This is a genomic window from Leifsonia sp. L25 (genome assembly GCF_050632895.1).
In genome coordinates this window covers 1336404-1359930 of sequence record NZ_JBODRZ010000003.1, presented here as the reverse complement: position 1 = coordinate 1359930, position 23527 = coordinate 1336404, and the positions used below count along the sequence as shown (strand labels likewise).

18 protein-coding genes and 1 pseudogene are annotated in these 23527 nt (G+C 66.4%); 14 read left to right on the top strand and 5 right to left on the bottom strand.

Annotated features, from left to right (window positions below; translation table 11 throughout):
- Nucleotides 1-50: 50 nt before the first annotated feature.
- On the top strand, nt 51-2561 hold the full coding sequence (locus tag ACRAWC_RS10545) for an exo-alpha-sialidase (protein WP_431347676.1): 2511 nt from the start codon (nt 51-53) through the stop codon (nt 2559-2561).
- Between the two features lie 262 nt (nt 2562-2823).
- On the opposite strand, the gene ACRAWC_RS10540 is transcribed toward ACRAWC_RS10545, so the two are convergent.
- On the bottom strand, nt 2824-4659 hold the full coding sequence (locus ACRAWC_RS10540) for a family 43 glycosylhydrolase (protein ID WP_431347675.1): 1836 nt from the start codon (nt 4657-4659) through the stop codon (nt 2824-2826).
- 183 nt (nt 4660-4842) lie between these two features.
- On the opposite strand from ACRAWC_RS10540, the gene ACRAWC_RS10535 reads away from it, so the two are divergent.
- The 5 genes from ACRAWC_RS10535 (at nt 4843) to ACRAWC_RS10515 (ending at nt 11000) form a co-directional block, all read left to right on the top strand.
- Nucleotides 4843-5898: a LacI family DNA-binding transcriptional regulator gene (locus ACRAWC_RS10535; RefSeq protein WP_431349418.1), complete on the top strand. Its 1056-nt coding sequence runs from the start codon at nt 4843-4845 to the stop codon at nt 5896-5898.
- Nucleotides 5899-6093: 195 nt separating this feature from the next.
- On the top strand, nt 6094-7452 hold the full coding sequence (locus tag ACRAWC_RS10530; RefSeq protein ID WP_431347674.1) for an ABC transporter substrate-binding protein: 1359 nt from the start codon (nt 6094-6096) through the stop codon (nt 7450-7452).
- Between the two features lie 172 nt (nt 7453-7624).
- Nucleotides 7625-8503, top strand: a complete 879-nt coding sequence (locus ACRAWC_RS10525; protein WP_431347673.1) for a carbohydrate ABC transporter permease — start codon at nt 7625-7627, stop codon at nt 8501-8503.
- Nucleotides 8500-9420 carry a carbohydrate ABC transporter permease gene (locus ACRAWC_RS10520; RefSeq protein ID WP_431347672.1) on the top strand — a complete coding sequence of 307 codons (921 nt, stop codon included), beginning with the start codon at nt 8500-8502 and terminating at the stop codon, nt 9418-9420. The genes ACRAWC_RS10525 and ACRAWC_RS10520 overlap by 4 nt, the downstream gene beginning before the upstream one ends.
- 68 nt (nt 9421-9488) lie before the next feature.
- The gene (locus tag ACRAWC_RS10515; RefSeq protein ID WP_431347671.1) at nt 9489-11000 is read left to right on the top strand and encodes an alpha-N-arabinofuranosidase; all 1512 of its coding nucleotides are present in this window, start codon (nt 9489-9491) and stop codon (nt 10998-11000) included.
- Nucleotides 11001-11106: 106 nt separating this feature from the next.
- On the opposite strand, the gene ACRAWC_RS10510 is transcribed toward ACRAWC_RS10515, so the two are convergent.
- Nucleotides 11107-12135 (bottom strand): LacI family DNA-binding transcriptional regulator, encoded by a 1029-nt coding sequence (locus tag ACRAWC_RS10510; protein WP_431347670.1) that lies wholly within the window; start codon nt 12133-12135, stop codon nt 11107-11109.
- Between the two features lie 159 nt (nt 12136-12294).
- Here ACRAWC_RS10510 and ACRAWC_RS10505 point away from each other — a divergent pair, with 159 nt between their 5' ends.
- The 8 genes from ACRAWC_RS10505 (at nt 12295) to ACRAWC_RS10470 (ending at nt 21662) form a co-directional block, all read left to right on the top strand.
- Entirely contained in the window at nt 12295-13587 is a 1293-nt protein-coding gene (locus tag ACRAWC_RS10505; protein ID WP_431347669.1) for a sugar ABC transporter substrate-binding protein, read from the top strand.
- 19 nt (nt 13588-13606) lie between these two features.
- Nucleotides 13607-14548 (top strand): carbohydrate ABC transporter permease, encoded by a 942-nt coding sequence (locus tag ACRAWC_RS10500; protein ID WP_431347668.1) that lies wholly within the window; start codon nt 13607-13609, stop codon nt 14546-14548.
- The gene (locus ACRAWC_RS10495) at nt 14548-15444 is read left to right on the top strand and encodes a carbohydrate ABC transporter permease (protein WP_431347667.1); all 897 of its coding nucleotides are present in this window, start codon (nt 14548-14550) and stop codon (nt 15442-15444) included. The genes ACRAWC_RS10500 and ACRAWC_RS10495 overlap by 1 nt, the downstream gene beginning before the upstream one ends.
- A 14-nt stretch (nt 15445-15458) precedes the next feature.
- Nucleotides 15459-17369: a glycoside hydrolase family 127 protein gene (locus ACRAWC_RS10490; RefSeq protein WP_431347666.1), complete on the top strand. Its 1911-nt coding sequence runs from the start codon at nt 15459-15461 to the stop codon at nt 17367-17369.
- On the top strand, nt 17360-18349 hold the full coding sequence (locus ACRAWC_RS10485; RefSeq protein WP_431349417.1) for an NAD-dependent epimerase/dehydratase family protein: 990 nt from the start codon (nt 17360-17362) through the stop codon (nt 18347-18349). Before ACRAWC_RS10490 ends, ACRAWC_RS10485 begins: the two co-directional genes overlap by 10 nt.
- A 249-nt stretch (nt 18350-18598) precedes the next feature.
- Nucleotides 18599-19612, top strand: a complete 1014-nt coding sequence (locus ACRAWC_RS10480) for an NADP-dependent oxidoreductase (protein ID WP_431347665.1) — start codon at nt 18599-18601, stop codon at nt 19610-19612.
- Nucleotides 19613-19666: 54 nt separating this feature from the next.
- Nucleotides 19667-20521 carry an alpha/beta fold hydrolase gene (locus ACRAWC_RS10475; protein WP_431347664.1) on the top strand — a complete coding sequence of 285 codons (855 nt, stop codon included), beginning with the start codon at nt 19667-19669 and terminating at the stop codon, nt 20519-20521.
- A 55-nt stretch (nt 20522-20576) separates the two neighbouring features.
- Nucleotides 20577-21662 (top strand): TetR family transcriptional regulator, encoded by a 1086-nt coding sequence (locus ACRAWC_RS10470; protein ID WP_431347663.1) that lies wholly within the window; start codon nt 20577-20579, stop codon nt 21660-21662.
- Nucleotides 21663-21731: 69 nt separating this feature from the next.
- Here the strand turns inward: ACRAWC_RS10470 and ACRAWC_RS10465 are convergent, their stop codons facing one another.
- The 3 genes and pseudogenes from ACRAWC_RS10465 to ACRAWC_RS10455 all read right to left on the bottom strand — a co-directional run bounded on the left by ACRAWC_RS10465 (nt 21732) and on the right by ACRAWC_RS10455 (nt 23499).
- Nucleotides 21732-21935: a hypothetical protein gene (locus ACRAWC_RS10465; protein ID WP_431347662.1), complete on the bottom strand. Its 204-nt coding sequence runs from the start codon at nt 21933-21935 to the stop codon at nt 21732-21734.
- 253 nt (nt 21936-22188) lie between these two features.
- Entirely contained in the window at nt 22189-22335 is a 147-nt protein-coding gene (locus ACRAWC_RS10460; RefSeq protein WP_431347661.1) for a hypothetical protein, read from the bottom strand.
- Nucleotides 22336-22405: 70 nt separating this feature from the next.
- Nucleotides 22406-23499, bottom strand: a pseudogene (locus tag ACRAWC_RS10455) (fatty acid desaturase family protein).
- Nucleotides 23500-23527 lie beyond the last annotated feature (28 nt).

The window sequence follows — 23527 nt, the reverse complement described above, 5'->3', positions numbered from 1 at the left end:
ACCCGATCGCACCATCACGCAACCGTTCGAAGACGAAAGCAGGTCCGCTGATGAAACACTCTCGATCGCTGTCCCTCCTCGTCGCAGGCACCATCGCCGCCGCGACCATACTCGCCGCCCCGTCGCCCGCGTTGGCGACACCGCCGACACCAGTGCTCGACGACTCGACGAGCGTCACATACACCGGGTCCACCTACACCGACCACACCAGTGACCTCTCTGCAGTGAGCGGACTGAGCACAGGAACCATTGTCGTCCGCTTCAAAACCACGAGCACCGGGAGCGCGATGACGCTTCTGAGCGCTTCGAACACGACCCTGCCCTCCAGCAACCTCACCCTGTCCGTCAACAGCGGGAAGCTGCACTTCGAGGTCAGGCAGAACAACGCGACCTCGAACAACTTCGCAACCAACCTCACCTATCCGACCGTCGACGATCCGTCCTCTGCGGCGTCGTTCAACGACGGCGCATGGCACACTGCGGCGGTCACGGTTGGGTCGGATGGCACCCGGATCTACGCCGACGGCTACCAGGTCTTCGCCGGAACGTCCACCGCATTCTTCAGCACGGTGAGCGGGTTGAACGGTATGTGGATCGGCCGCAACGCCGACAACGGTGGCGGCCAGTGGTACTTCACCGGCACCATCGGATCGGTGAAGGTCTACTCGTCAGCCCTCGCAGCCGCGGACGTGGTCGCACTGAGCCCAGCACCGGATGCGCTGCTCTCCTATCCCGTCGCCCAGTCGTTCAACGGCAGCAGCACCTACGTCGACAAGACAGCCGACCTGGGAACCGCCTCGTCCCTCGCCGCCGGAAGCATCGCCGCGTCGTTCTCCAGCACCAGCACATCGGCGGCCAGCGCGATCCTCAGCGCCTCGGACACGACCAACCCGTCGAGCAACATCACAGTCAGCCTGAACAACGGCGCACTCTACTTCGAGGACCGGTCGAACGGGACATACAGCACGCAGCTCACGGCGCCCGGGCGGTTCAACGACGGCGCCACACACACCGTCGTCGTCTCGGCGGGATCCGGCGGAACAACGATCTACGCGGACGGCTATCGGGTCGCCGGCTCGACATCGACCTCGTTCTTCTCCGCAGTGAGCGGCCTCAACGGCATGTGGGTCGGCAGGAACGTGGACAACGGTGGAGGCCAGTGGTACTTCGGGGGGACGATCAACTGGGTGAACGTCTACTCGACCGCGCTCTCGGACAGCCAGGCGAAGAACCTCGCCGGTGCGACGCCCGCTACCTTCCAAGCCCTCTACGACAACGGCTACGCAGGATCGGCCAACTACCGGATCCCCGCGCTCCTGACGACCTCGGCAGGGACTCTGCTCGCATCGGCCGATCAACGGGAGAGCTCTGCGAGCGACGCCCCGAACGACATCAACACCGCCATCCGGCGCAGCACGGACGGGGGCGCCAACTGGTCCACTGGCGCGACAATCCTCGACTACCCGGGGACCGGCTCCAACGGCGCCAGCGCGATCGACTCGGCCATGGTCCAGGACTCCTCGACGGGCCGCATCTTCCTGATGGTCGACCACTTCCCCGGCGGTTGGGGTCAGCCGAACAATCAAGCCGGTACCGGGTTCGACGCGTCGGGCAACCGCGTGCTCGTGAACTATGCCACTGGCGCTACATACGCGCTCCATTCCGACGGCTCGGTCTACGACTCGACCGGGATGCCGACGAACTACGTCGTCGACCTGGCCACGGGCAACGTGACCAATTCAGGCGCTGCGGCCGGCAACATCTACCTGAAGAATGGCGTGGACCCGAACCAGAGCCTCTCCGAGTTCGGCACCTCCTACCTCGTCGTCATGCATAGTGACGATGATGGCGCGACGTGGTCCCAGCCCGTCCACATCAATGCGTCGGTCAAGGCGTCGTGGATGAAGTTCCTGGGAACCGGGCCGGGGAACGGGATCCAGTTGTCGAACGGGCGTCTCGAGTTCCCCGTCTACTACAGCAACGGTTCCGGCGTGTACTCGTCCGCCACGGTCTACAGCGACGACCACGGGTCCACCTGGCAGCGCGGTGCCTCACCGAACGACGGGCGCGTCTTCAACGGAACGACCATCCAGTCGCAGACGGTGACAACCTCCAGCGCAAGTCTTCACGAGCCGTCGATCATCCAGAAGGCGAACGGCGACATCCTGATGTACATGCGAAACAGCTCGGGGACGGGCAAGGTCGCGACCGCGACGAGTTCGGACGGCGGGGCGACCTGGTCGCAAGTGGCATACAACAGCCAGCTGACCGACGTCTTCTGTCAGACCGCGTCGTTCCATTACCCCTCGCTTGGCGATGGGAAGGACCGCGTGCTCTTCGCCAACGCCACGGGACCTAACCGGAACAACGGTGTCCTCCGGCTCAGCACCGACGGCGGAAGCACGTTCACCTACAACAGGACGATCCGTGCTGCAGGGTACGCCTACAACAGCCTCACGGTGCTTCCGGATGGGAGCATCGGCCTGCTGTGGGAGCTGCAGAACACAGGACTGTACTTCCAGAAGGTGCCGCTGTCGTTCTTGACAACCTCTGCCGGATAAGCGCGGGCGGGTCGCGGTGGTTCTGCGCCACCACCGCGGCCCGGTGTCGCGATTGCATCCGGCGCCCGCCCCCATGCCGCGCCGAACCCTCGTTCGACATCAACGGTGACGACTTCTTGGTGAGTCTGCACTTCTTCCACGCAGAGAAAGTCCGATATGTCGTTGCAGATCTCGAGATCGGCAAATTCGCGCACGAATACCTACGCCGCGCAACAAGCCCTCCGCTCCTCGCTGTTCGGGGCACCTCCAGGTGCGCGCGCCTTCACGGCAGCAGCAACCTCACCTTCTGACCGGTGATGCCGTTCGCCAGGGTCCAGGTTCCGTCGCTGCCGGGAGCGAGCGTCCACGTCTGAGCAGCGGACGGCGTCCGGTGGCCGTACGTCGCGTCGAGGCCACGGAGGTCTGCCCCGAGCAGTTTCCCGTTCGAGGTGGAAACGATGCGGTAGGTCGCTGTGCTCCCGATCTCCACGAACTGCCACTCTTGTGCTCGCTGTTCGGACCGCGGTTGGAAGACGACGCGATCACCGGCGATTCCTAGCGTCGTCGTCTCGTCCCCGGCGTTCCCGAGCAGCACGGAGCCGACCGGCTGGAAGCGGAACTGCTGGCCGGCGTAGCCGGTCGGCGCATCGACCGCGATGTTGGTTCCCGGCGTCGACGCGGGTCCCTCGGCCGTCCACGACCGACCACCCGGCTGGATGGTCGAGATCGTGCTGTAGCCGTCCGGAGCGCCGCTGAAGGACCAGCGCTGGCAGTCGTTGCTCGGGAGGAATCCCAGCCAGCCCCATTGGGCGACGTTGCCGCCGTCGACGTTGTTGCAGGCAGCGTTCTCTGCGACATCGTTACTGAACCGGTTCTGGATGCGCCACCCGTTTCTTCTGTAGCTCAGCTGCCACTCCTGGCAGAGAGTGCCTGAATCGGTTCCAAGGGCGACGTTCGCAGCCTCGTAACCACATCCGACGTTCTCTACGACCGTGGTCGCACCGCGCGGCTGGATCTTCACGTACGCGTCTCCGTGACCGGCGGTACGGCTGGGGTTGATGGGATCTCCCACCACCGGCCAGCCGGCAGCATCCCAGCTCAGTCGGCGCACGTTGAGTCGCGGCGTGCCCGAGTCCGTCGCATCGTAGTAGTGGTTCACCACATAGTCCTGGCCGTGCGCACCCAGCAGGACATCCGCGCCGCCGGCACCGACGAACTCGTTGTAGCCGCGCATAACCTCCGTGCCGCCCTTGTCGTTCAGCATCGGTACACCGGCCTCGTCCACGTACGGGCCGGTGACGGACGTCGAACGGCCGACGACCGTGCGGTAGTCGCTTTCGACGGACCTGCAGCAGTAGCCGAACGACAGGAACAGGTAGTAGTAGCCGCCGTGATACACGATCGAGGAGTTCTCTTCCGCGTCCGGAGCTGCCCGTTCCGAGATGTGGACCGCGACATCGCCGCTCGGGATCTTGCCGGTCGCGTCGATCCTGTGCAGATAGATCCCCGAGAAGAAGGACCCGTAGGAGAGCCAGGTCTGCCCATCCGGCTCGGTCACAATGTTCGGGTCGAGGGCGTTGAAGGAGTCGCCGTCGGGGGCCCGATAGTCGGTGGACGTGAGTACCAGACCGCGGTCGTGCCAGCCATAGCCGGGGCTTGTGGGGTCGAGGGTTTTCGTGGTCGCCAGACCGATGACGGACGTGTTCTTACCGAACTGGCTGACCGCGTAGTAGAGCCGCCACTCGCCGTGCGAGTAGCTGAGATCCGGAGCCCACAGGTCTTTGGGGGCGGCGGCGGGATCGATTCCCAAAGCGGGGACGATCCACGACGGCAGCGTGGCGAAGACCGGGGCGAGCTCCTGCCAGTGCACGAGGTCGCGTGAACGCTTCAGCGGGAGGAAAGTGTGTGGCGATCCGGCGTCCCCGGTGATCGCCACGTAGTACCACCCGTTCTCCTCCACCATCGTCGGGTCGTGGGCGATCGGATCCGTCGGCCGGACCTCCGATCGCGACGGCGGTGCGCTTGCCGCCGCGGGGAGCGAGCTCACCACCGCGCTGGTGAGAGCGGCGGCGGTGACCGCCACCCACGCCCATCGCCGCATCATGCCGCTTCGTGTCACGGGCCGCCTCCTCGCGTCTGCTTCCCTCATCGGAAGTCGTGTGCCTCTGGCCCGGCACCGGGCAGTCGGACTTTACTACGATGTAGAAGACTTGCCAACAGGATGACTATTTCGGCTCTACATCCTTGTAGTCTGCATACCAAGCGGCGCCATCCGGGGGCCGGCGAGACGATGGGGGCTTTTGTGGCGGTAACGTTGCATCACGTAGCGCAGGCGGCGGGCGTCTCGATCAAGACGGTCTCCAACGTCATCAACGACTACCCGTACATCCGCGAGGCCACCCGGGCGCGCGTCCTGGCAGCGATCGACGAGCTCGGCTACCAGCCGAATCTGTCGGCGCGCGGCCTCCGGTCGGGCCGCACCGGTGCCATCAGTCTGATCATTCCGGACCTGAAGAACGCGTACTTCGCCGAACTCGCCGACGCCGTGATGGAGGCGGCGGCCGAGCATGACCTCGTCGTCATGATTCAGCAGAGTGCCGGCATCAGAGAACGCGAACTCGAGGTCCTTCATGGCCCGCGGATGCGAATGGTGGACGGGATCCTGTTCAGCGTCCTGGCTCTCGGGCAGGAGGATGCGCCACTGCTCGAGATCCCGACTCCGCTCGTGCTGCTGGGCGAGCGCATCTTCAACGGTCCCGCCGATCACGTCACCATGCAGAACGTCGCCGCCTCTCGAGCTGCGACGGAGCATCTGATCGGCCTGGGGCACCGGCGGATTCTCGCCTTCGGCGCGCACGAAAACGAAGTGATCGGCTCGGCCGGCCTGCGCCTGGCAGGCTATAAGGAGGCGCTCGCTGCTGCCGGCCTCCCGTACAGCGACGAACTCGTCGTCAATGTCGGCAACTGGCATCGAAGTGACGGAGCGGAAGCGATGCGCGCGGCGCTGGCGTCCGGCCGCACCTTCGACGGGGTGGTCGCCTTCAATGATTCGATTGCGCTCGGCGCGGTCCGTGTGCTGCAGGAGAGCGGCATTCGGGTTCCGGAGGATGTCTCGGTGATCGGATTCGACGATATCGATGAGACGCGCTACTCCCTGCCGTCGCTCTCGACGGTGGACCCGGGTCGCGAGGAGATCGCCCAGACGGCCGTCCGTGTGCTCGTGGAGCGCATCGCCGGCCGCGACAGCACAATCCCCCCGCGTGAGTTCGAGGCGTCATTCCGCATCGTGCAGCGTGAGTCGACCGCAGTCGTGAGGTCGCAGGTCTCCGTCGGAGCGCGGATCGCCTCCAACGCTTGACGGTGCCCTTTCAGGCTTGACAGCGCCCCTTCGGGCTTGGCATCATCCTTCTATAACGTTTACCTCTAACGTTGTAGACATCGGCGTGAGGCCGACGCACCAGAGAGCCATGTGAATCAAAGTGGATTCGGAGACCTTCCGGCCCCTTTCACATCGTTAGACGAAGAAGTCCACGAGAAGTACGAAAGGAACACAGTGAGGAAGAAAGCATTGGCGGCAGCGGTCTCCGCTATCGCACTGGCCGTGGCGCTGGCGGGATGCACCTCCGGAGGAGGTGCATCGGCGGACAAGGCCAGCAACCCCAAGCTCACGAACTGCAGCAACAAGATGATGAACGACGCACCCCAGGTGTCGGTCTGGGCGTGGTACCCCAACATGGCCAAGGTGGTCGACAACTTCAACAAGGCGCATAAGGACGTCCAGGTCTGCTGGACCGTCGCGGGCCAGGGCGCTCCGGAGTATGCCAAGTTCCAGACCGCCATCTCGGCCGGCAAAGGCGCACCCGACGTCATCATGCTCGAAGCCGACCAGCTCACCGGGTTCGAGATCCAGAAGGCATTGGTCGATCTCGCGCCGTATGGCGCGAACGATGTGAAGAAGAACTTCAGCGCCGGCGCCTGGAAGGACGTCTCGCAGGGCTCATCGGTCTACGCGATCCCCGTCGACGGCGGTCCGATGGCGATGATCTACCGCAAGGACATCTTCGACAAGTACGGCATCACCCCGCCGAAGACCTGGGCCGAATACGAGCAGGCCGCGCAGAAGGTCAAGGACGCTGGAGGGCCCCTCTTCGGCGACCTCGGCAGCAACGTCCCGGCGGCGATCACGGCCCTCATGGCGCAGAAGGGCGCGAAGCCGTTCACGTACAACCTGGCTGACTCGAAGAACATCTCGATCAACCTGGACGACCAGGCCACGAAGGATGTGCTGAACTACTGGGCCGGGCTGGTGAAGAAGGGACTCGTCGGAACTCAGGACCAGTTCACGACCGACTACATCTCGGGCGTCGTGGGCGGCAAGTATGCCACCTACGTCTCCGCGGCGTGGGCACCGGGTTACCTGACGGGTGCCGGGGTCGGGAAGGGTGCTGAAAAGGGACAGTTCGCTGTTGCGCCGCTCCCCCAGTGGAACGACGGAGACGGCGTGTCGGTCAACTGGGGCGGATCCACGTTCGCAGTCACCTCGCAGGCCACCAACGTGAAGCTGGCCGCCGAGGTGGCCAAGGGCCTTTACGCGGACGACGCTTCGCTGACGGACGGCTGGAAGACGCAGACGATCTTCCCGCTGAACCAGGGCGTCCTGAAGTCAGATGCTTTCGTCAACAACCCCGTCGACTTCTTCAACGGCCAGCAGGCGAACAAAGAGGTCTACGTCCCGGCTGAGAACGCGTACAAGGGCTTCGACTACAGCCCGTTCTCCGTCTATTACTATGCCCAACTCCAAGCGCAAATCGTGAAGATCAACGCCGGCAAGACGACGGGTGACCAGGCCGCGACCGACCTGCAGAACACGATCGTCAAGTACGCGAAGAGTCAGGGCTTCACCGTCAAGTGAGTCCGTCCCCGATGCGGTCGGGTTTCAAAGACCCGGCCGCATCGCGGCGCTCCAGAACGACCGCGGGTAATACCAGCAACGAGGCAGGGAGATCATGTCAGCAACGACCACGGCGCAACGAGGCGCGGCCAGCGGTCGCGGTAGTCGTCGGCACACGTCAGGCAGCGAGCGGATGCTCGCGCGACGCGGGAGGACCGGCTGGGTCTTCATCGCACCGTTCGTCGTCGTATTCGTCGTGTTCCTCGTCGCCCCGCTCGCGTACGCGTTCTATCTGAGCCTCTATACCAAAGGCCTCGCGACCGGAACGACCTTCGCCGGCATCGACAACTACGTGAAAGCGTTCACCGACCCGTCGTTCCTCAAGGGCGTCTGGTTCGTCGTGCGGTTTTCGCTCGTGCTCATACCGTTGCAGATGCTGGTCTCGCTGATCGCCGCCCTCCTACTGGATGCGCTCACGACCCGGCTCGCCAGGTTCTCGCGGCTGATGATCTTCCTGCCGTACGCCATTCCAGCTGTCATCGGCGCACTGATGTGGGGCTTCCTCTACAGCCCCACCTTCGGGCCGCTTCAACAGCTTTTTTCGCTGTTCCACGCACAAGCGCCGTTCCTGCTCAGCCAGGACAACGTGTTCTACGGACTGCTGAACGTGGTCACCTGGCAGTGGGCCGGCTACTACATGATCATCATCTTTGCTGCGCTGCAGGGTATCGACCCGTCCATCTATGAGGCCGCCAAGATCGATGGCGCCAATTCGTGGCAAGTGGCGTTGCGGATCAAGGTGCCGCTGGTCTCGTCGGCCCTCGTACTCATCCTGGTGTTCGCGCTCATCGGGACATTGCAGTTCTTCACAGAGCCGCAGGTGCTCGCTCCGGTAGCGAACGGCACGATCACGCCCGACTTCACCCCCAACATCTACGCTTTCAACCTTGCGTTCTCGTACGCCCAGTTCAACTACGCCTCGGCGATCTCGTTCGCACTCGGCATCGTCGTGTTCATCGCGGTCTACATCTTCATGTTCGCCACCCGCAAGCGAGGGAGCCTGCTCAAATGACCACCACCCGCTCGGAAGCTCCCACGATCGTCAGCGGTACGCGCACTCTCGAGCGCGCCGGTCGTCGCGGCCCGCGCCGCAACGTGATCGCGCACCTCTTCCTTCTGGTGCTCGTCGTCTACTTCCTCATCCCGATCTGGTGGCTCTTCGTGGCCAGCACCAAGGATGCGAGTGGACTGTTCTCCGGCTCCGGCGCCCTCTGGTTCGGTAAAGACTTCAACCTCTTCGCCAACCTGCAGGATCTATTCACGTACAACGGCGGTGAATACCTGCAGTGGCTGGGCAACTCCGTGCTCTACGCCGTCAGCGGTGGAGTCGGCGCGACCATAATCGCCGTCCTGGCGGGCTATGGGTTCGCCAAGTACAAGTTCCGGGGCCGCAACTTCACTTTCGCTCTGCTGCTCGGATCCGTCATGGTCCCGCTTACTGCGTTGGTGATTCCCACCTTCGTGCTGCTCTCGACCATCGGACTCACCGATACGGTCTGGGCCGTCATCCTGCCCTCGTTGCTGAGTCCGTTCGGGGTGTACCTGATGCGCGTGTACACGGCGGATGCCGTACCCGATGAGCTGCTGGACGCGGCGCGCGTCGACGGTGCCGGCGAGTACCGCACGTTCTTCACGGTCGCGCTGCCGTTGATGCGCCCGGCGCTTATTACGGTCCTGCTGCTTTCGGTGGTGGGGACCTGGAACAACTACTTCCTGCCGTTGGCGATGCTCTCCACCTCCAAGCTGTTCCCCATCACGGTGGGCCTCGGGCTGTGGTCGCAACTCGCGAACTCCAACAATGGCGGCGGCCACTCGCTGTGGGGGCTGATCATCGTCGGCGCGCTGGTCTCGATCATCCCGCTGATCATCGCCTTCCTCACCCTCCAGAAGTACTGGCAAGGCGGTCTCTCACTCGGCAGCCTCAAGTAGCCGCCGACATCACTGAACCGCTCCGTAGACGAATCTCAATACTCACCCTCGACACTCGAAAGCAGAACATGGTTACCGCCCGCCTCACGATCGACCCGTACTTCACCGTCGGCCCCATCAACCCGCGACTCTTCGGCTCGTTCGTCGAGCACCTCGGCCGGTGCGTCTACGACGGGATCTACGAGCCAGGGCATCCGACGGCCGACGCCGAGGGCTTCCGCACGGACGTGATCGAGCTGGTGAAGGAACTCGGCGTCTCGACCATCCGGTACCCCGGCGGCAACTTCGTCTCCGGCTTCCGCTGGGAGGACAGCGTCGGTCCGCGGGAGAGCCGACCGCGGCGCTTGGACCTGGCATGGCACTCGACCGAGACCAACGAGGTCGGGCTGCACGAGTTCTCGTCGTGGCTGGACAAGGTAGGGAGCGAGCTGATGCTCGCGGTCAACCTCGGAACGCGCGGCACCCTCGAAGCGATCGACCTGCTCGAGTACACGAACATTGCCTCCGGAACCGCCCTCAGCGACCAGCGCATCGCGAACGGCCGCACCGACGCGTTCGGCGTCTCGATGTGGTGTCTCGGCAACGAGATGGACGGGCCGTGGCAGCTCGGTCACCGCTCCGCCGACGACTACGGCAAGCTCGCGTCCCAGACCGCCAAGGGCATGCGTCAGCTGGATCCGTCACTCGAGCTGGTCGTGTGTGGGTCGTCGAGCGCCCACATGCCGACCTTCGGAGAGTGGGAACGCGTCGTCCTCGGCCACACCTATGACGACGTCGACTACATCTCGTGCCACGCGTACTACGAGGAGAAGAATGGCGATCTCGGAAGCTTCCTGGCGTCTGCCGTTGACATGGACCACTTCATCGAGTCGGTCGTCGCCACCGCCGACCATGTGAAGGCCGTCAAGGGCAGTGACAAGACGATCAACATCTCCTTCGACGAGTGGAACGTCTGGTACATCGATCGGTATCACGGCGTCGACAAGGTGGAGGGCATCGACAACTGGCCCGTCGCTCCACGCCTACTCGAGGATGCGTACTCGGTGGCGGACGCTGTGGTGTTCGGCAACTTGCTCATCTCTTTGCTGAAGCACGCGGACCGCGTGACGAGCGCTTCCCTCGCCCAGTTGGTGAACGTGATCGCTCCGATCATGACCGAGCCGGGCGGCCCGGCATGGCGGCAGACCACGTTCTTCCCGTTCGCCGTGACGTCGCGGCTGGCCAAGGGATCGGCCCTCCAGACGAAGCTGACCAGCGACACCTACAGCACCGAGGTCTACGGCGAGGTCCCGCTGGTCGATGCCGTGGCCACCCACGACGAGGCGACCGGCCGCACCGCCGTCTTCCTGGTGAACCGCAGCCAGACCGAGGAGGCCACCGTCACGATCGACCTGACCGCACTCGACGGAGTGTCCGTGCTCTCCGCACGGACTCTGTCCGACGCCGACACCTCGGCGAAGAACACGCTCGAGGAGCAGACCCGGGTCGGCCTCACGGACATCGCGAACGTCATCACGTCGGACGCCACGGTCACAATCACTGTCCCGCCCGTCTCCTGGACTGCTCTGGAACTGGGCTGATCGCTTCCGCCAGCCGTGCCGGTTGAACGACGGTGTCGCGGAGACAGTCCGCAGCCGGTACGGCCCCGGCTGCAACGTCGACGGCGGCAAATCCGAAGTATCCCGGTCACGCCTCCCGTGCTGTGGAGGCACGCACCACGAGGCGACACGGCAACGACTCGACGCCGGACTGCGTGTCGCCGTCGATGGCCGCGAAGAGCCGCTGGGCCGCGCGGCGGCCGAGCTCTTCGAGGTTCATGTCGACGGAGGTGAGTTGCGGCCGGGACTCGGTGGTGATGATCTCCCAGTTGTCGAAGCCCATGACAGCCACGTCGGTCGGCACTGAGATGCCTTTTTCGCGGAGGATGTCGAGGGCGCCGCGGGCGATCTGATCGTTGCCGCAGATGATGGCGTCGAGCTCAGGGTGCTGGTCCAGGAGGGCGAGCGTCGCGGTGCGGCCCCACGCCTCCGACCAGCTGCCGTAGATGGCGTCGCCGGCGACGAGGTCGAGGCCCGCGGCGAGCAGGGTCTCGCTGATCCCGGCCGCCCGGTCACGGGCAGCGACGAATCCGCGTTCACCGGTGATGTGCGCGATCCGGCGACGGCCGGTGGAGATCAGGTGTTGGGCGGCGAGTACGCCGGCGCCGACATTGTCGGGCACCAGGGAGAGGTCGTCGGGGTCCTCAGATGGGCCGTAGACGTAGATGACCGGGACCGGCAGGTCGCGGCCGAGGGAGGGCCGCGGGTCGGTGTCGGCGGCCAGCACGATGAGCCCGTCGACCTGGCGACTGAGCAGCGCTTGCAGGTGGTACTGCATGCGGATCGCGTCGCCGCGGGCGTCGCAGAGGAACACCGACATCCGGCCTGTCCCGAAGGCGTCCTCCGCTCCTGTGAGGATCGGGATGCTGAAGCGGCCGATGAGGTCGTCGGTGAGCAATCCCACGGTCCCGGTCTGGCCGGCGAGCAGGCCCTGCGCGAGCGGGTTGGGGCGGAACTTGATCTGTTGTGCCGCTTCCAACACGCGTGCTCGCGTCTCAGGGTGTACCTGCTCGCGGTTGTTGAGCGCTTTGGAAGCGGTTGCGATGGACACTCCCGAGAGAGCCGCCACATCTCTGAGGGTGGGGTGGCGCACTCGGCCCTCGTTCGTCCCGCTCATCGGTGACCTCCCGCCCGCACCCGAAACCCTTTCGGTCTGAACATCATATGTGGTTGACGACGCACGCAAAGCAATGTAGATTGCTCAAAACTCGTCACGAAAACCTTTTCGGTAAATTTCGAGGACGCGTTCTCAATCACATCCAACGAAGGATCAATGATGGCATTCAACCAAGAACGAAACCGGGCCGCCGGTCGCGGGCAGCGTGCCCGCCTGGGCCTGATCGCGGGCGCGATTGCAGCCGCTGCAGGTCTGCTCCTCGCCGGCTGCTCGGGTGGGACCGCGCCCTCCTCGGGCGGCGGCTCGAACACGCTGACGGTCTGGCACTACTTCAGCGACCCCAATCAGGTGAAGGTCATGACTGATTACGCCAGCCTGTTCGAGAAGAGCAACAAGAGCGTCACCGTCAAGAACGTTTACGTGCCGTACGACCAGATGGATCAGAAGCTGATCGCCTCGGCTGGTGCGAAGACTGGCCCGGATGTCGTCGTGTTCAACGGCGCCGACGCCAGCAACCTCGCGCTCAGCGGCGCACTGGCCCCGATGGACAGCAAGTGGTCGTCGTTCGCCGACAAGGGCCAGTTCCCGTCCTCGGTCGTCCACAAGCTGAAGGGCAAGACCTACGCCGTGCAGGGTTACGTCAACCTGCTGGGCCTCTGGTACAACAAGGACATCCTCGACGCGGCCGGGGTGAAGCCGCCGACCACGCTCGACGAGCTGGATGCGGCGATGGCGAAGGTGAAGGCGGCAGGCAAGTCCGGGATCACCCTCTCCGGCCTCCCCAACTCGCAGGGCGAGTGGCAGGCCTACCCGTGGCTGACCGCCGCCGGGTTCGACCTCGCCAAGCCCTCGACGAAGGCACTCACCGATGGCCTGTCGCGCGTGTCGGACTGGGTTTCGAAGGGCTACCTGTCGAAGGAGGCGACCACCTGGGACCAGACGGTCCCGTTCCAGAAGTTCGCCGCCGGTGATGTCGCGTTCGCCGAGAACGGCAACTGGCAGATCGGCACCGCGAAGTCGACGGCCAAGTTCAACTACGGCGTCGTACCGCTCCCGGTCGGGAGCAAGGGCAAGGTTTACCTCGGCGGCGAGGGCGAGGGCATCGGCGCGTTCAGCAAGAACCAGGACCTTGCCTGGAAGTACCTGCAGGCCACCTACTACTCGAAGGAGGGTCAGCTGATCGCGGTGAAGGACTCGGGGACGATTCCCGCCCGCGCCGACACCGCATCGGACTCCGCGGTGACCGGCGACCCGTTGATCAAGCCGTTCGCCGATTCCGTGGCCAAGCTCGGCGCGAACTACCCGGCAAATGCAGTCCCCGCGGCGAGCGTCGCCAACCAGCAGCTCGCCGGCGGCCAGGCGTGGAGTTCGGTGCTCGGTGGCGCAGCCTCGCCGTCCGACGCGGCGGCGACGTACAAGCAGCAGCTCGACCAGCTGCTCAGCGCCAAGTAGCACGCGACCGGTACCGACGATGACAACGGCACAACAATCGCCCCGCCGCACCACCCGCCTGAGCTCGTCGCCGGCGCCGATCGCACGACGGAGGAGGCGCACGCTCGACGGGCGCCTCCTCTACGTGCTCCCTGCCGCCGGCGTGCTGGCGGTGCTCGCGGCCTACCCGCTGATCCAGCTCGTCCGGATGAGCGTGAGCGCCGTCACCTCGGCGACGCTCAACACCGACTGGGCCTTCGTCGGCCTCGCCAACTTCGCCAAGAGTTGGCAGCAGGGCGACACGCCCGCGGCCCTCCTGAACACGCTGGTCTTCGTCGTGATCGTGACCGCCCTGGGACTGGCCAGCGGGTTCGCCGCGGCGGTCGCGCTCCGGGCGAACACGAAGGGGTCCGCCATCCTCCTCGGACTCATGGTCTTCGTCTGGGCACTCCCGCCCGTCGTCAACGGCAGCGTGTGGAAGTTCCTGCTCGGCGACAACGGACTGTTCAACTCGGTGCTGCACCTGTTCGGCGCCTCCTCGTTCCCGTTCCTGTACGACACCCGGTTCGCCCTGCTGTCGGTGGCGCTGGTGAACTCGTGGGCGATCATCCCCTTCAACGCGCTGGTCTACCGCGCCTCCATCTTGGGAATCCCGGAGGAGGTGTACGAGGCCGCGCAGCTCGACGGCGCCACCCCGTGGCAGGAGATCCGTCACATCATGATGGCGGCGGTCCGGCCGACGACACTCGTGCTCGCGGTGCTGACAATCGTCTACGCATTCCGGAGCTTCGACTTCATCTACGTGATGACCTACGGCGGCCCCGGCAAGGCCACCAACACCCTGCCGTTCCTCGGCTACCTGCAGGCGTTCGTCCGTTACGACTTCGGCCTCGGGTCGTCGACCGCGATCATCGCGGTCTTGTTCGTGATCGTGCTCGCCGTCGTCTATGCGCGTAGCGTGCGCAAGGAGGAGCTGGACTGATGACCACCACGCACTCCCGCGCCCCGCACCCCCGCGCCGCGGCGGCTCCGGCGGCCCGTACGGCTTCGCCGCGGCGCTCGACCCGCCGGCGCAGCCCCGTCGCGGTGCTGTCGCGCGCGCTGCTTTTCGTGATCTACGGCGTCCCCGTGCTGTGGATCGTCCTCACGTCGCTGAAGGACCCGGGCGACGTCCTCTCGGGCAAGGCCACCTTCTTCTTCCGGCCGACCCTTGCCGCGTACGCGAGCGTTCTACAGTCCGGCGGCCTATACGAGGCCCTCGGCCAGTCGTTCCTCATCGCGGCCGGCACCACCATCCTGACGCTGCTCGTCGCGATCCCGGCCGGCTACGGCCTGGCGCGGGTCGGGGGCCGGATCACAACCATCTGCCTGGCGCTCCTGATCGTCCTGCAGATGGTCCCGCAGACGGCGAACGTCATCCCGCTGTTCCAGATCTTCGGCAGCTGGGGACTGCTCGACTCGACGCTCGGAGTGATCCTCGCCGACACGGCACTGCTCATCCCGTTCGCAGTGCTGTTGCTGCGGCCGTTCTTCCGGGCCGTCCCCGAGGCGCTCGAGGAGGCCTCGGCGATCGACGGCGCCTCCACCTGGCGCACCTTCCGCTCGATCGTCCTGCCGGTGGCGCGCAACGGCGTCGCCACGGCGGCCACGCTGGTCTTCCTGCTGTCGTGGGGCGAGTTCCTCTACGCGGTGAACTTCCTGCTCACGCCGGGCAAGTACCCGCTGAGCGCTCTGCTCGCGCAGCAGGTCTCGGCCTTCGGCATCAACTGGCCGGGCCTGATGGCGCTGGCCGTACTCACTTCCATCCCGATCCTGGTGCTCTTCGCCGGCACCTACCGACTCCTGCGCGAGGGCCTCACCCTCGGCGCGGTGAAATGACTGGAGACAGCCCTGTGACCGACACCTCACTCAACCTCGACCACGGGCGGCCCGTCGCGCCCACCGTGGGAGTACTGCGCCCGCTGGGCATCCAGGACGTGCGCATCCGCGGCGGCTTCTGGGGCGACCGGCAGGAGCTCAACCACCAGGCAATGATCGAGCACTGCGAGTACTGGATCGAGCGAGCCGGCTGGGTCGCCAACTTCGACGCTGCCCGCGAAGGCAGGCTGCCGGAGGCGCGCACCGGACGCGAGTTCGCCGACTCCGACGTCTACAAGCTTCTCGAGGCAATGGCGTGGGAGATCGGCCGAACGGGCGACGAGGCGATGGATGCGCGGTTCCGCGCGATCGTCGACCGGATCGCCCCCGTACAGGAGGCGGACGGCTACCTCAACACGCACTTCGGCCGCCCCGGCCAGGCGCCGCGGTACACCGACCTCGAGTGGGGCCACGAGCTCTACTGCTACGGCCACCTCATCCAGGCCGCGATCGCCCGCGGCCGGACGACCGGCCCGGACGAGTTCGTCGAGATCGCGCGCCGCGCGGCCGACCATGTCTGTGAGGCCTTCGGGCCGGACGGCATCCCGGGCGTCTGCGGGCATCCCGAGATCGAGGTGGCGCTTGCCGAACTCGCCCGCTACACCGGGGAGGCGAAGTACCTCGAGCAGGCGCGGCTCTTCCTTGAGCGCCGCGGGCGCCGGACGCTGGCGGACATCGAGTTCGGTCGCCAGTACTTCCAGGACGACACCCCGCTTCGCGAGACCGAGGTCATGGCCGGTCATGCGGTCCGGGCGCTGTACCTGGCCGCCGGCGGTGTCGACGTCGCCGTCGAGACCGGGGACTCCGACCTGTTCGGCGCTCTCCAGACGCAGGTGGCGAACACCACGGCTCGGCGCACGTACGTGACGGGTGGCATGGGCGCGCATCACGAGGGCGAGTCGTTCGGCCTCGACTTCGAGCTGCCGCCGGACCGCGCCTACTCGGAGACGTGCGCGGGCGTCGGTTCGGTTATGGTCAACTTCCGGCTGCTTCTGGCGACGGGCGAGTCGCGGTACGCCGACGCGATCGAGCGGACCCTCTACAACGTGGTTGCGGGCTCGCCCGGCGTGGAGGGCACCTCCTTCTTCTACACGAACACCCTCTACCAGCGCGTCCCCGGCGCGACGCCGGCGGCCGACGCGCAGAGCCCCCGGGCCTCGTCGAGTCTCCGGGCGCCGTGGTTCGACGTGTCGTGTTGCCCGACCAACGTCGCCCGCACATTCTCGTCCATGGGGGCCTATGTCGCCACGACCTCGGCGGACGGCCTCCAGCTGCACCAGTTCGTGACCGGGTCCATCGGCGGAGATGTGGGCGACGGCCACGTCACGGTGAGCGTCGAGACCGCCTACCCCGACGACGGCGCCGTCACCGTCACCGTTACCGAGACGGTCGACGCCGAGTGGGAGCTCGCCGTACGCGTTCCCGGATGGGCGCACGAGGGCGCGACCCTCGTCGTCGACGGCGAGGAGCGCGCCGTCGTGCCCGGCACCGCGCGGGTGCGCCGGCGTTTCGCGGTGGGCGACACCGTCCAGCTCCGGCTCGACGTCTCGCCGCGCCTGACCTTCGCGGACCCGCGCGTCGACGCGGTCCGGGGGAGCGCAGCGGTGGAGGCGGGACCGCTCGTGCTCTGCGCCGAGTCGGTCGACCTCCCCGAAGGGGCGGACGTCGAGGGACTGCGCATCGATCTCCGCGACGCCCCGCGCGTTCGTGGCGGCAGGCCGGTGATCACAGCCCGCATGGCGGCCTTCGGCGAGACCGCCTGGCCATACACTGAGGATGTCAATCGACCCGAGCTGTCGGAGCCATTCGAGGTTTCGCTCATCCCGTACCACCATCGCGCGAACCGGGGCCCGGCGACGATGAGAGTGTGGATGCCATGCGCGTAGTAGTCATTGGAGCCACCGGGCACGTCGGAAGCTTCCTCGTCCCTCGGCTCGTCCATGCCGGGCACGAGGTGGTCGCCGTCAACCGGGGGCACAGCGAGCCGTACCACTCCGACCCCGCGTGGGACGCCGTCGAGAGGGTCCACCTGGACCGAGACGCCGGCGACCGCGACGGCACCTTCGCCGAGAGCGTGGCCGCACTGGGCGCAGACGCCGTGATCGACATGGTGTGCTTCACGCCGGAGTCCGCGCAGAAGCTGGTCGACGGCCTGCGCGGCCGCGTGAAGCTTCTCGTCAGCTGCGGCACGATCTGGATCCACGGCCCGGCGACGTACGTACCCGTCGCCGAGCAGGAGGCGCGCGAGCCGTTCGGAGACTACGGGATCGGCAAGGACGCAATCGAGCGTCTCCTCCTCGCCGAGTCGGCCCGTCCCGACGGCGTGCCCTGCATCGTGCTCCACCCCGGGCACATCACCGGCCCCGGCTGGAACATGATCAACCCCGCGGGCAACCTCGATCTCGACGTCTGGCGCAAGCTCGCGACCGGTGAGGAGCTCGCCCTGCCCAACTTCGGACTGGAGACGGTGCACCACGTCCACGCCGATGATGTCGCGCAAGCGTTCGAGCTGGCGCTGACGAGCCCGGAGGCCGTGGGCCAGGGATTCCATGTAGTGTCCGATCGAGCGCTCACCCTCCGAGGCTTCGCCACTGCCGTGGCCGGCTGGTTCGGCGCTGAGCCCCGCCTGCGTTTCGAGCCCTTCGACCGCTTCGCCGAACTCGTCGGGCCGGAGAACGCCGCCACCACCTGGGAGCACATCTCACGGAGCCCGTCAGCCTCCATCGACCAGGCTCGGCGCGTGCTCGGCTATGAGCCGCAGCACACCAGCCTCCAGGCAGTTGCCCAGGCGTTGCGGTGGCTGATCGATAACGGACAGGTAGACACGGGGGATCGAATGCTCGCCGGTGAAAACTCTCGCCGGTAATGCGATCCTTCAGAGAAATCGCGGCCGGCGAACATGCGTCCGGTGGGTTCAAATCGCTCCGTCCCTGCATTCCTCGTCGTGGGCGCATAGCGCGGGCGGGATGACGCGAATGTGAAGCGGTCGAGCCGCTCTCGTTCAGCGCGGAGCCGCGAGGAGCGTGGGCGACAGCGCGTCGCGGAATAAACGCGGACGTCGGCTTCTTTTATTGAGTATGCTCAAAATAGAGCACACTCGAAAAAGAGGGATTCCATGAAAGCCGTCGTCCTCACGTCCTACACGAAGCCGGTCGTCGTCGGCGAGTTCCCCGAGCCGGTCCTGGGTCCGCGCGACGTCCTTGTCGGCGTTCAGGCCGCCGGCCTGAACCAGCTCGACGAGAAGCTTCGCGCGGGCGAATTCAGGCAGCTCGTGCCGCTCGCCCTTCCGGCAGTGCTGGGGCACGATGTGGCCGGCACGGTCCTCGAGGTCGGATCGGAGGTGCGGACCTCCCAGCCGGGCGACTCGGTGTACGGGCGCGTGCGCGACGGGCGGATCGGGACCTTCGCCGAACGCATCGCCGCCGACGAGAGCGACCTGGCCCCCGTCCCCGCCGCGCTCACGATGGCCGAAGCCGCGTCCCTGCCTCTGGTGGCGTTGACCGCGTGGCAGGCGCTCGTCGTGCGGGCGGACGTGCGGCCGGGGCAGAAGGTGCTCATCCACGCCGGAGCCGGGGGAGTGGGCTCCATCGCGATCCAGCTCGCCAAGCACCTCGGGGCCACGGTCGCCACCACAGCCGGCGCCGCGAACGCCGAGTTCGTGGCGTCGCTCGGCGCCGACGTCGTCATCGACTACCGGTCAGACGACTTCGAGCAGCAGCTCGCCGGCTACGACGTCGTCCTCGACAGCGTCGGCGGCGAGAACCTGATGAAGTCGCTGCGGATCCTGGGCCCCGGCGGTCGGGCGATCGGCATCGCGGGGCCGCCCGACCCGGCGTTCGCCCGTCAGCTCCGGCTCAACCCGGTGCTGCGTGTGGGCATCGCGGCGATCAGCCGCAACGTGCGCCGCGCCGCCCGCACGGCGGGCGTGGACTACTCCTTCCTCTGGATGTCCGCCAGCGGCGATCAGCTGCGCCAGATCTCGGCACTCGTCGAGTCCGGTGCGATCCGGCCGATCGTCGGCCGCGTGGTCTCCTTCGACGAGATCCCGGAGGCGCTCGCCGGCCTCGGCACGAGCGGCGTCCGCGGCAAGGTCGTCGCCTCCATCCCCTTCGCCGCCACCCGCCGCTGACCCCGGGCGCATCCCCAGCCGAACGACACAGAAACGGCACCGAACGGAAGCTTCATGACCACACCGAAGCCGACCATCACCTCGTACGCCGAAGCCCCGACCCGCCGCGTCACCGCGGGCGGAGGCACCTACGCGTACCGCGAATTGGGACCGGAGGGCGGCATCCCCGTCGTCTTCTTCGTCCACCTGGCAGGCACGCTCGACAACTGGGACCCGCGGATCGTGGACGCCATCGCCCGCGAACGTCGCGTCATCACCTTCGACCAGCGAGGGGTGGGCGCATCGACCGGAATCGTGCCCCGGACCATCGAAGAGGCGGCGGATGACGCCTACACCTTCATCCGTGCGCTCGGACTGGACACGATCGACGTCGTCTCGTTCTCGATGGGCGGCATGATCGCGCAGGACCTCGTGCTGAAGCATCCGGAGCTCGTCCGCCGGCTCGTCCTCACCGGCACCGGACCCCGTGGCGGCAAAGACATGGACAAGGTGGTGCTCACCACCTACCTGGACGTCGTCCGGGCCGCGGTGCGCCGCACCGACCCCAAGGAGTTCCTCTTCTTCAACCGCAACGAGACGGGAAGACGGGCCGCGAGGTCGTTCCTCGCCCGCCTCACGGAACGGACGGCCGACCGCGACACGGACATCGCGCTCACGGCGTTCAATACCCAGTTGTTCGCGATCCGGAGGTTCGGCCGTTCGAAGCCGTCCGACCTCTCCGCGATCACGCAGCCCACCCTCATCGCCAACGGAGACAACGACCGGATGGTCCCGTCGATCCTGTCCCAGGACCTCCACCGCAGGATCGCGGGTTCGCAGCTCGTCATCTACCCCGACTCCGGACACGGGGGCATCTTCCAGTACCACGAGGAGTTCGCCGCGCTGGCGGCCGCGTTCCTGCGAGAGTGAACGACCGGGGCCCGGCGGGTTATGGTGATCACCTGCCGTCCAGAGAAGGGATGAAATGACCGCCACCCCCGCCGTCCCCGGTCGGCGAGAGCGCAACAAACAGGAGAAGCTCGACCGGATCATCGCCGCGGCGGGCCGGCTCTTCGCAGAGCGCGGCGTCGACGACGTCACGACCCAGGAGGTGGCCGCGGCCGCGGACATCGGCGCGGGCACGCTCTTCTTCTACGCGCGTACCAAGGGCGAGCTGTTGCTGATGGTGCAGAACGCGCTCTACGCTGACGCGCTGCAGGATGGTCGGGACGCGGCCGAGACGCTGGACGACCCGGTGACCGCCCTCCTTGCGATCGCGGGGCCGATCATCCACTGCAACCGAACGCAGGTGGAGAACGGGCGCACGTACCTCCGCGAGATGGTCTTCGGCGACCCCGCGGAGCCGCATCATGCCACGGCGCTCGACATCGCAGCCCGGACCGAGGAGGTCATGGCCGCGACGATCGCCCGCACAGCCGGTGTCGTCCCCGAGGAGGCCGCTGTCCTTGCCCACATCGTCTCGGCGATCCTCTTCCTCGCCATGGCCACCAGCGCGGACGAACGCGACAACGAGAACATTCTGGACGATGTGCGCCGCCAGCTCACCGCCCTGATCGCGTCGACCCCGACCAACGGGGGTTGCCGAGCGGACATTCGAGGTCGTAACTTCTGGCCACGCAGAGCGATCGTCGCTAGGCGGAGGGAATGGAGTTGCGCCATGACTTTCTGGGATTTCCTTGTCTGGTCCTTCTGGTTCTACCTCGTGATCGTCTGCATCTCGATCTTCATCCGGGTCATCATCGATGTGTTCCGCGACCCTGAACTGAACGGGTGGGCGAAAGCACTGTGGTGCATCTTCCTGGTGCTCGTGCCCTTCCTCGCCGCGTTCATCTACCTGATCGCTCGCGGTGGGAGGATGGCGCAGCGGTCGACGGAGCGTGCGATGCAAGCGCAGGCGGCCAACGCCGACTACATCCGGTCGGTGTCGGGCGGTGGCGGTGCGTCTGCGGCGACCGAGATCGAACAGGGCAAGAAGCTGCTCGACAGCGGCGCCATCACTCCGGCGGAATTCGAGGCGCTGAAGGCGAAGGCGCTGGGAACGGCCGTCTGAGGAAGTCGGGTGCGTCGCCGTCCTCCAGCGCCACACGTCAGGTTCGTGCGCGGCACGCCGTGGCTGAACTCACGCCGTCGCCAGCGCCCGCAACGGCGTGCGTTCCTCCGCTTCGATGACCAGCCCGCGCGAACTCTCCGCGGAGTCCGCGAGCTGGGCCAGCCAGTCCCGGTTGAGGGCCGGCGAGCGGGAGCCGTCGAAGTGGAAGCGCAGGTTGCTGGACGGGGGGGTGCAGCCAGATGCTGGTCCGTCCGCCGCCCACCGCGTCCGCATCTTTCCACGACATGGCGAAGCTCTGGCCGTGGCGCAGTTTGTTGACGATGACGATGTGAAGATGTGCGAGAGTTCGGTCTTCGAACTGGTACTCGTGGTTCTCGTAGCTGAGGTAGCCCATGATGTTGCCCTCCTTGGTATGTCCGGAAGGGGGCAAAGAATCGGTTGCCAATCGAGGCTTCACGTCAACCGGAGGGTGTCTTTCCAGTCTGTCCCCTGCGACCTGGGAAAGCGACCCGGACGGAGCCGATTGTCAGGCGTGCAGGATGGCGCGATCGACGATCGCGAACTGCTCGGCCTCCTCGGCCGCGGCCTCCGCTTCGGCGAGTTCGAAGAAGACGCCGAGCACCTCGGGGGTGATCTCGTGCGGGACCACTACTGCGTAAACCGGGACTTCCACTCCTTCAGCGTCCTCTCATAGAACAGGCGCGTAGCCCCTTGACAGGCGGCCCGGCTGGGAGCCGGCCCGTTCACGCCCTGCGGTAGCGCTGCGCAGCGGGGCACTCGAACGGGTCGCGGGCGGCGAGCCCGACCCGGTTGAGGTAGCGGATGACGATCCGGTACGAGTTCACGAGGCCCGTCTCCGTGTAGGGGATGTCGTGGGCCGCGCAGTGCTCCCGGACCAGTTCGCGGGCTCGGCGCAGGTGCGGCCGGGGCATGCTCGGGAAGAGGTGGTGCTCGATCTGGTGGTTGAGGCCGCCCATGAAGACGCTCATCGTCCAGCCGCCGCGGATGTTGCGGGAGGTCAGCACTTGCTTGTTCAGGAAGTCCACGCGGGCTCCGGCGGGCAGCAGCGGCATGCCCTTGTGGTTGGGCGCGAAGGAGGCGCCCATGTACACGCCGAACACGGCGAGCTGGACACCGAGGAACGCGAAAGCCATCCCGACCGGCAGCATCAGGAACACGATCGTGACGTAGATCGAGAGCCGCAGCCCGATGGCGACCAGTTCGCTGCGACGGCGCTCCACCGGCCCGCGTGCGAGCAGCGACCGGATCGAGGTGATGTGGAGGTTGACTCCCTCCAGCAGGAGCAGCGGGAAGAACAGGTAGCCCTGCCGGCGGGTGATCGCGGCGAGCAGCCCCGCTGCCGGGCGGCGTCCTCCACCGTGAACGAGATCGTGTCGAAGGCGATGTCGGGGTCTTTGCCTTCGGTGTTCGGGTTGGCGTGGTGGCGGGTGTGCTTCGTCATCCACCACTGGTAGCTCATGCCGACCAGCCAGGTCGCGATGAGCCGGCCGGCCCGGTCGTTGGTGGGACCGGAGGCGAACACCTGGCGGTGGGACGCCTCGTGGCCCAGGAACGCGAACTGGGTGAAGATCAGCCCCAGCGCGGCTGCGATGAGGAGCTGGAACCAGGAGTCGCCGAGCAGCACGAAACCGGCGGCCGCGCCGAGCAGTCCGACCGTCAGCACGGCGAACATCGTGATGTAGAAGCCGCGCCGGCGTTCGAGGAGGCCTTCGCTGCGGACCCGCCCGAGCAGCTCGTTGTAGGTGCTGGTGACCGGAGCGCGCGTCTCCGAGCGTGGCCTGGTCTTCAGGACCGGCCCGAGAGTGGATGCGGTCATGCTTTCCTCCGCTGTGTCAGGACGACTT

What these genes read in the sequence shown, in the direction of transcription:
- ACRAWC_RS10545 (WP_431347676.1), top strand. Translation starts at nt 51, where the DNA reads ATGAAACACTCTCGATCGCTGTCCCTCCTCGTCGCAGGCACCATCGCC.
- ACRAWC_RS10525 (WP_431347673.1), top strand. Translation starts at nt 7,625, where the DNA reads ATGCTCGCGCGACGCGGGAGGACCGGCTGGGTCTTCATCGCACCGTTC.
- ACRAWC_RS10520 (WP_431347672.1), top strand. Translation starts at nt 8,500, where the DNA reads ATGACCACCACCCGCTCGGAAGCTCCCACGATCGTCAGCGGTACGCGC.
- ACRAWC_RS10515 (WP_431347671.1), top strand. Translation starts at nt 9,489, where the DNA reads ATGGTTACCGCCCGCCTCACGATCGACCCGTACTTCACCGTCGGCCCC.
- ACRAWC_RS10510 (WP_431347670.1), bottom strand. Translation starts at nt 12,135, where the DNA reads ATGAGCGGGACGAACGAGGGCCGAGTGCGCCACCCCACCCTCAGAGAT.
- ACRAWC_RS10505 (WP_431347669.1), top strand. Translation starts at nt 12,295, where the DNA reads ATGGCATTCAACCAAGAACGAAACCGGGCCGCCGGTCGCGGGCAGCGT.
- ACRAWC_RS10500 (WP_431347668.1), top strand. Translation starts at nt 13,607, where the DNA reads ATGACAACGGCACAACAATCGCCCCGCCGCACCACCCGCCTGAGCTCG.
- ACRAWC_RS10495 (WP_431347667.1), top strand. Translation starts at nt 14,548, where the DNA reads ATGACCACCACGCACTCCCGCGCCCCGCACCCCCGCGCCGCGGCGGCT.
- ACRAWC_RS10485 (WP_431349417.1), top strand. Translation starts at nt 17,360, where the DNA reads ATGCGCGTAGTAGTCATTGGAGCCACCGGGCACGTCGGAAGCTTCCTC.
- ACRAWC_RS10480 (WP_431347665.1), top strand. Translation starts at nt 18,599, where the DNA reads ATGAAAGCCGTCGTCCTCACGTCCTACACGAAGCCGGTCGTCGTCGGC.
- ACRAWC_RS10475 (WP_431347664.1), top strand. Translation starts at nt 19,667, where the DNA reads ATGACCACACCGAAGCCGACCATCACCTCGTACGCCGAAGCCCCGACC.
- ACRAWC_RS10470 (WP_431347663.1), top strand. Translation starts at nt 20,577, where the DNA reads ATGACCGCCACCCCCGCCGTCCCCGGTCGGCGAGAGCGCAACAAACAG.
- ACRAWC_RS10465 (WP_431347662.1), bottom strand. Translation starts at nt 21,935, where the DNA reads ATGCGGACGCGGTGGGCGGCGGACGGACCAGCATCTGGCTGCACCCCC.